Origin of the sequence: Prevotella sp., assembly GCF_036570325.1 — a bacterium.
GTDB lineage: Bacteria > Bacteroidota > Bacteroidia > Bacteroidales > Bacteroidaceae > Prevotella.
Genome location: NZ_DATCYK010000048.1, coordinates 1 through 6,987, shown reverse-complemented (window position 1 = coordinate 6,987; position 6,987 = coordinate 1). Strand labels below are relative to the sequence as shown.

The following is a 6,987-nucleotide window of genomic DNA, read 5'->3' as shown; positions in this document are numbered from 1 at the left end:
AGAAATTGATCTTTGAAAATTAAACAGAGTATGATAAACAACTCGTATTCTTTTGAAATAAAAATTAAATGCTTAGCAAGTAATGCTTAAGTCAGAACAAACTTTTTAAATTGAGAGTTTGATCCTGGCTCAGGACGAACGCTGGCGGCGTGCTTAACACATGCAAGTCGAGCGATGAAGCTTCCTTCGGGAAGTGGATTAGCGGCGGACGGGTGAGTAACACGTGGGTAACCTGCCTCAAAGAGGGGGATAGCCTTCCGAAAGGAAGATTAATACCGCATAATATCATTTTAATGCATGTTGAAATGATTAAAGGAGTAATCCGCTTTGAGATGGACCCGCGGCGCATTAGCTAGTTGGTGAGGTAACGGCTCACCAAGGCGACGATGCGTAGCCGACCTGAGAGGGTGATCGGCCACATTGGGACTGAGACACGGCCCAGACTCCTACGGGAGGCAGCAGTGGGGAATATTGCGCAATGGGGGAAACCCTGACGCAGCAACGCCGCGTGAGTGATGACGGTCTTCGGATTGTAAAGCTCTGTTTTCAGGGACGATAATGACGGTACCTGAGGAGGAAGCCACGGCTAACTACGTGCCAGCAGCCGCGGTAATACGTAGGTGGCGAGCGTTGTCCGGATTTATTGGGCGTAAAGCATGCGTAGGCGGATACTTAAGTGGGATGTGAAATCCCGGGGCTCAACCCCGGTGCTGCATTCCAAACTGGGTATCTAGAGTACAGGAGAGGAAAGCGGAATTCCTAGTGTAGCGGTGAAATGCGTAGAGATTAGGAAGAACACCAGTGGCGAAGGCGGCTTTCTGGACTGTAACTGACGCTGAGGCATGAAAGCGTGGGTAGCAAACAGGATTAGATACCCTGGTAGTCCACGCCGTAAACGATGAGTACTAGGTGTCGGGGTTTCAATACTTCGGTGCCGCAGTTAACACATTAAGTACTCCGCCTGGGAAGTACGATCGCAAGATTAAAACTCAAAGGAATTGACGGGGGCCCGCACAAGTAGCGGAGCATGTGGTTTAATTCGAAGCAACGCGAAGAACCTTACCTGGGCTTGACATCCCAAGAATCCTGTGGAAACACGGGAGTGCCCTTCGGGGAACTTGGTGACAGGTGGTGCATGGTTGTCGTCAGCTCGTGTCGTGAGATGTTGGGTTAAGTCCCGCAACGAGCGCAACCCTTGTTGTTAGTTGCTACCATTAAGTTGAGCACTCTAGCAAGACTGCCTGGGTAACCAGGAGGAAGGTGGGGATGACGTCAAATCATCATGCCCCTTATGTCCAGGGCTACACACGTGCTACAATGGTTGGTACAAAGAGAAGCAAGACCGTGAGGTGGAGCAAATCTCATAAAACCAATCTCAGTTCGGATTGTAGGCTGAAACTCGCCTACATGAAGCTGGAGTTACTAGTAATCGCGAATCAGAATGTCGCGGTGAATGCGTTCCCGGGCCTTGTACACACCGCCCGTCACACCATGAGAGTTGGTAACACCCGAAGTCCGTGAGGTAACCGCAAGGAGCCAGCGGCCGAAGGTGGGATCGATGATTGGGGTGAAGTCGTAACAAGGTAGCCGTAGGAGAACCTGCGGCTGGATCACCTCCTTTCTAAGGAGAATTCTATAAGACGATGTTCTTATAGTAGCGAGTATCTACTCTGTTTAATTTTGAAGGATTAATATTCTTCAATGATTGTTCTTTGAAAATTGTATAATGAATATATAAATAAATTTAGTACTGATTAACAAATCAGTTACTCATGATAGGTCAAGTTAGAAAGGGCGCATGGCGAATGCCTTGGCACCAGGAGCCGATGAAGGACGTGATAAGCTGCGATAAGCTGTGGGTAGCCGCACATAGGTTGTGATCCACAGATTTCCGAATGAGGGAACTCACATACCTTAACGGTATGTATCTTAAACTGAATAAATAGGTTTAGGAGGGTAAACCCGGGGAACTGAAACATCTAAGTACCCGGAGGAAGAGAAAGAAAAATCGATTTTCTAAGTAGCGGCGAGCGAAAGGGAAAGAGCCCAAACCAGAGATTTATCTCTGGGGTTGCGGACAGACAATAACGATTAAACTATTTTAGCTGAAGAGGTTTGGAAAGACCCACCGTAGGAGGTAATAGTCCTGTAAGCGAAAGAACAGTTTAATTAAGTCTGATCCAGAGTACCACGAGACACGTGAAACCTTGTGGGAAGCAGGGAGGACCACCTCCCAAGGCTAAATACTACCTGGTGACCGATAGTGAAGAAGTACCGTGAGGGAAAGGTGAAAAGAACCCCGGGAGGGGAGTGAAATAGAACCTGAAACCGTGTGCCTACAATCGGTCGGAGCACTTTATATGTGTGACGGCGTACTTTTTGTAGAACGGGCCAACGAGTTACGGTATGTAGCAAGGTTAAGTACCGCAGGTACGAAGCCGAAGAGAAATCGAGTCTGAATAGGGCGCATAGTTGCATATCGTAGACCCGAAACCGGGTGACCTATCCATGGCCAGGATGAAGCGGAAGTAAAATTCCGTGGAGGTCCGAACCACGTTGGTGTTGAAAAACCATGGGATGAGCTGTGGATAGCGGAGAAATTCCAATCGAACCCGGAGATAGCTGGTTCTCCTCGAAATAGCTTTAGGGCTAGCGTCAGGCAAATGAGTAGCGGAGGTAGAGCACTGAATGAGCTAGGGGGCTTCACCGCTTACCGAACTCTATCAAACTCCGAATGCCGTTTACTTTTACCCTGGCAGTCAGACTGCGAATGATAAGATCCGTAGTCAAAAGGGAAAGAGCCCAGACCATCAGCTAAGGTCCCAAAGTATAAGTTAAGTGGTAAAGGATGTGGGATTTCTAAGACAACTAGGATGTTGGCTCAGAAGCAGCCATTCATTTAAAGAGTGCGTAATAGCTCACTAGTCAAGAGATCCTGCGCCGAAAATGTTCGGGGCTAAAACTTATCACCGAAGCTATGGATGTACGTAAGTACATGGTAGAGGAGCTTCCTGTATGGGCAGAAGTCGTACCGAAAGGAGCGGTGGACTGTACAGGAGTGAGAATGTTGGCATGAGTAGCGAGAAATAAGTGAGAATCTTATTGGCCGAAAACCTAAGGTTTCCTGAGGAAGGCTCGTCCTCTCAGGGTTAGTCGGGACCTAAGCCCAGGCCGAAAGGCGTAGGCGATGGACAATTGGTTGATATTCCAATACTGCCAAACTTCGTTTGACAAATGGGGTGACGCAAAAGGATAGGATGTGCGCACTGTTGGAGTGTGCGTCTAAGCACTTAGGCAGACTAAACAGGAAAATCCGTTTAGTTGTTAATGCTGAGGTGTTATGGGGAGCGAAATTTAAGTAGCGAAGTATCTGATTCCATGTTGCCAAGAAAAGCCTCTATGGAGAAGTTTGGTACCCGTACCGCAAACCGACACAGGTAGGTGAGGAGAGAATCCTAAGGCCGGCGGAAGAATTGTTGTTAAGGAACTAGGCAAATTGACCCCGTAACTTCGGGAGAAGGGGTGCCTATAGAAATATAGGTCGCAGAGAATAGGCTCAGGCAACTGTTTAACAAAAACACAGGTCTCTGCTAAAGCGTAAGCTGATGTATAGGGGCTGACACCTGCCCGGTGCTGGAAGGTTAAGGGGATTTGTAAGCGTAAGCGAAGCAATGAACTTAAGCCCCAGTAAACGGCGGCCGTAACTATAACGGTCCTAAGGTAGCGAAATTCCTTGTCGGGTAAGTTCCGACCCGCACGAATGGTGTAATGATCTGAGCACTGTCTCAACAACAAATCCGGTGAAATTGTAGTGCAAGTGAAGATGCTTGCTACCCGCAGTTGGACGGAAAGACCCCGTAGAGCTTTACTGCAATTTAGCATTGAACTTCGGTATTATCTGTACAGGATAGGTGGGAGACTAGGAAATAGCTTCGTCAGGGGCTATGGAGTCATCCTTGGGATACCACCCTGATATTATTGGAGTTCTAACGAAAGGCCATGAAACTGGTCGTCGGACATTGCTAGGTGGGCAGTTTGACTGGGGCGGTCGCCTCCTAAAATGTAACGGAGGCGCCCAAAGGTTCCCTCAGCGCGGTCGGAAATCGCGCGAAGAGTGCAAAGGCAGAAGGGAGCCTGACTGCGACACATACAGGTGGAGCAGGGACGAAAGTCGGGCTTAGTGATCCGGTGGTACCTCGTGGGAGGGCCATCGCTTAACGGATAAAAGCTACCTCGGGGATAACAGGCTGATCTCCCCCAAGAGTCCACATCGACGGGGAGGTTTGGCACCTCGATGTCGGCTCGTCGCATCCTGGAGCTGAAGTCGGTTCCAAGGGTTGGGCTGTTCGCCCATTAAAGCGGCACGCGAGCTGGGTTCAGAACGTCGTGAGACAGTTCGGTCCCTATCCGCTGCGGGCGCAGGAAATTTGAGAGGAGCTGTCCTTAGTACGAGAGGACCGGGATGGACTGACCTCTGGTGCACCAGTTGTCACGCCAGTGGCACAGCTGGGTAGCTATGTCGGGAAGGGATAAACACTGAAAGCATCTAAGTGTGAAGCCCACCTCAAGATTAGATTTCCCATGATTAATTCAGTAAGACCCCTTGAAGAACACAAGGTTGATAGGTGAGAGGTGTAAGCGTGGTAACATGTTCAGCTGACTCATACTAATAGGTCGAGGACTTGACCAAATAAATATTCATTATACAATTTTGAGAGAACAATCTCTCATGTATACCGTCTAACAACAATAAATAATGTAAATCTGGTGACAATGGCGTAAAGGTAACACTCCTTTCCATACCGAACAGGCAAGTTAAGCTTTACAGCGCTGATGGTACTGCAGGGGCAGCCTTGTGGGAGAGTAAGACGTCGCCAGGTTATATATGCGGGAATAGCTCAGTTGATAGAGCGCCACCTTGCCAAGGTGGAGGTCGCGGGTTTGAGCCCCGTTTCCCGCTCCATAAAAGCATCGAAGAATTGATGCTTTTATTTTTTTACCTAAAAACAAAGTGTTAGAGTATAATTTTAGTAGGCAAAGATAGTAGTAATTACTATTTAGAAAAATTAAAAGGAGATACAAAAAGTATCTCCCGTGTACGTAATATATCCATTATAATGTAAGTTGCTGAGACTATACAGAAATGGGTGGTATTATGTACAATACAAGTTTAAATGATAAAGAGATAACTTTCAATGATTTAGAGAAAAAAATATATAAATATGCATGTGATGAAGCATGCAGACTTATGCAAGAGGTGCTAATGCACCTAGACCGTAGGTTAATGGATGAAAGGAATGCTAAGGTTTATAGAAATAAAGGTTTAAAACATACATGTATAAAAACTATTATGGGAAATGTAGAGTTTAATAGACGTATATATGAATACGAAACTGATGATGGAAAAATAGCTAGAAAATATCTTTTGGATGAGTACTTACAAATGGATACTATAGGTCATATTTCTAGTACTTTAGTAGAAAAAATAGTTGATAATGTAACTAATGTATCTTTTAGAAATACTTCTAGTAACATTAAAAAACTAACAAATCAAGAAATCAGCCATACGGCAGTATGGAATGTAGTACAAAAATTAGGATCTAAAATAGAAGAAAAAGAAGAAAGAAAAATACTGTTAAATAAAAAAGGACAACTAAATGGTACAAAAGAAGTTAATGTTTTATTTCAGGAAATGGATGGTATCTGGTTAAACATTCAAGGAAAAGATAGACCTAAAAGAGGAAAGTCTAAGAAAAAAGAACTTAAACTTGGAATAACGTATGAGGGTTGGAAAAAAAGAAATGGAAGCAAAGATGCTTATGTAGTTGAAAATAAAATAGCCTGTGCTAGCTTTAGTAATAGTAAAAAGTTTAAAGAATTAAGTGATGCTACTATTGCAGAAACTTATAATACAGATGAAATAGAAATAAGAATTTTAAATGGAGATGGTGCACCTTGGATAAAACAGAGTATAGAGGAAGAAGGAGTATATTATCAACTAGATCCATTTCATAGGAGTCAAGCAGTAATAAGAGCTGTGCAAGATAAAAAAGAAGCTCATAAGTTAATAAATATGTTAAATGAAGGAAAAGTAGAAGAAAGTTTTGAATATGTGATAAATCTAATGGTTAAATATACTGAAAATGAAAATAAATTTAAGAAGTTAAAAAAATTATATACATATCTTTTTGAAAACAAAATTGGATTAAGGCCATATCACTTAAGAGAAGAAATAGAAATGCCAAACCCTCCAGAAGGTCTAGAATACAGAAGTCTAGGGACAATGGAGCATAATATCTGCGATATACTAGCTCAAAGAATGAAAGGAAGAAAAATGAGTTGGTCTATTGGCGGTGCCAATAATTTGGCTAAGATATTAGCTGAAAAAGCGAGTAAACGAATATATACTGTGATAAATGAAGTATGTTCAGGAATTATTTCAGAGGATAAATTAGAGAAAATAACAGAAATAATTACACTAACAGCAGCTGATGTAAATAAGAAAGTAAAGAAAAATAAGTATTATCCTATACAACAATCAAGTATACCATTTACAGGCTACGCCATGACTAATGGTAGAAAAGCGATACAGAGTTTTTTTCAACAAAGAAATTTTAGTGAACTTATTTATAGATAATTTAAAAATTTCACATAAAAAGTTAACGGGATAAGTGCGCCCTTTCGGGCTGTGGGCGAAGCCCTGTGGAAATGAAAATTTAACTTAATTTATAGTGGATAAATTTAAAAGTAAAATTGCCCACAAGAACTTGACACAAACTTAGTGGAAGTTTTAATTGATAATTTCCACGATTTGAAGTATAATTTTTATGTAAATTAATATGTTGTGTCATATATTAATTTTACTATAAATCTTTCACTCTTTCAAGTGGGAGATTTATTTTTTACGCAAAAAGCTGTCGCACTATTTTTTAGTGCGACAGCCCCTTTTATTTTAAATTTTATTATTTGATATAATAAGGCTATATA

General features: G+C 43.0%; 1 protein-coding gene, 1 tRNA gene and 3 rRNA genes. All 5 read left to right on the top strand.

The genetic code is table 11. The features are described 5' to 3' along the window. Nucleotides 1–106: 106 nt before the first annotated feature. A 16S ribosomal RNA gene (locus tag VIR50_RS03480) occupies nucleotides 107–1,621 on the top strand. Between the two features lie 157 nt (nucleotides 1,622–1,778). Next, nucleotides 1,779–4,690: ribosomal RNA gene (locus VIR50_RS03475) — 23S ribosomal RNA — on the top strand. A gap of 73 nt (nucleotides 4,691–4,763) precedes the next feature. Next, a 5S ribosomal RNA gene (gene rrf / locus VIR50_RS03470) occupies nucleotides 4,764–4,880 on the top strand. The 16S, 23S and 5S rRNA genes sit together here with 1 tRNA gene alongside, the layout of an rRNA operon. Nucleotides 4,881–4,887: 7 nt before the next feature. After that, a tRNA-Gly gene (locus VIR50_RS03465) sits at nucleotides 4,888–4,963 on the top strand. Between the two features lie 180 nt (nucleotides 4,964–5,143). Then, nucleotides 5,144–6,637, top strand: coding sequence for an ISLre2 family transposase (locus VIR50_RS03460; RefSeq protein ID WP_331933747.1), 1,494 nt, complete (start codon nucleotides 5,144–5,146; stop codon nucleotides 6,635–6,637). The last annotated feature ends 350 nt before the right edge of the window (nucleotides 6,638–6,987 follow it).

Bases quoted from the DNA above. Each gene is read 5' to 3' on its own strand.
- VIR50_RS03460 (WP_331933747.1), top strand. From the start codon at position 5,144: ATGGGTGGTATTATGTACAATACAAGTTTAAATGATAAAGAGATAACT.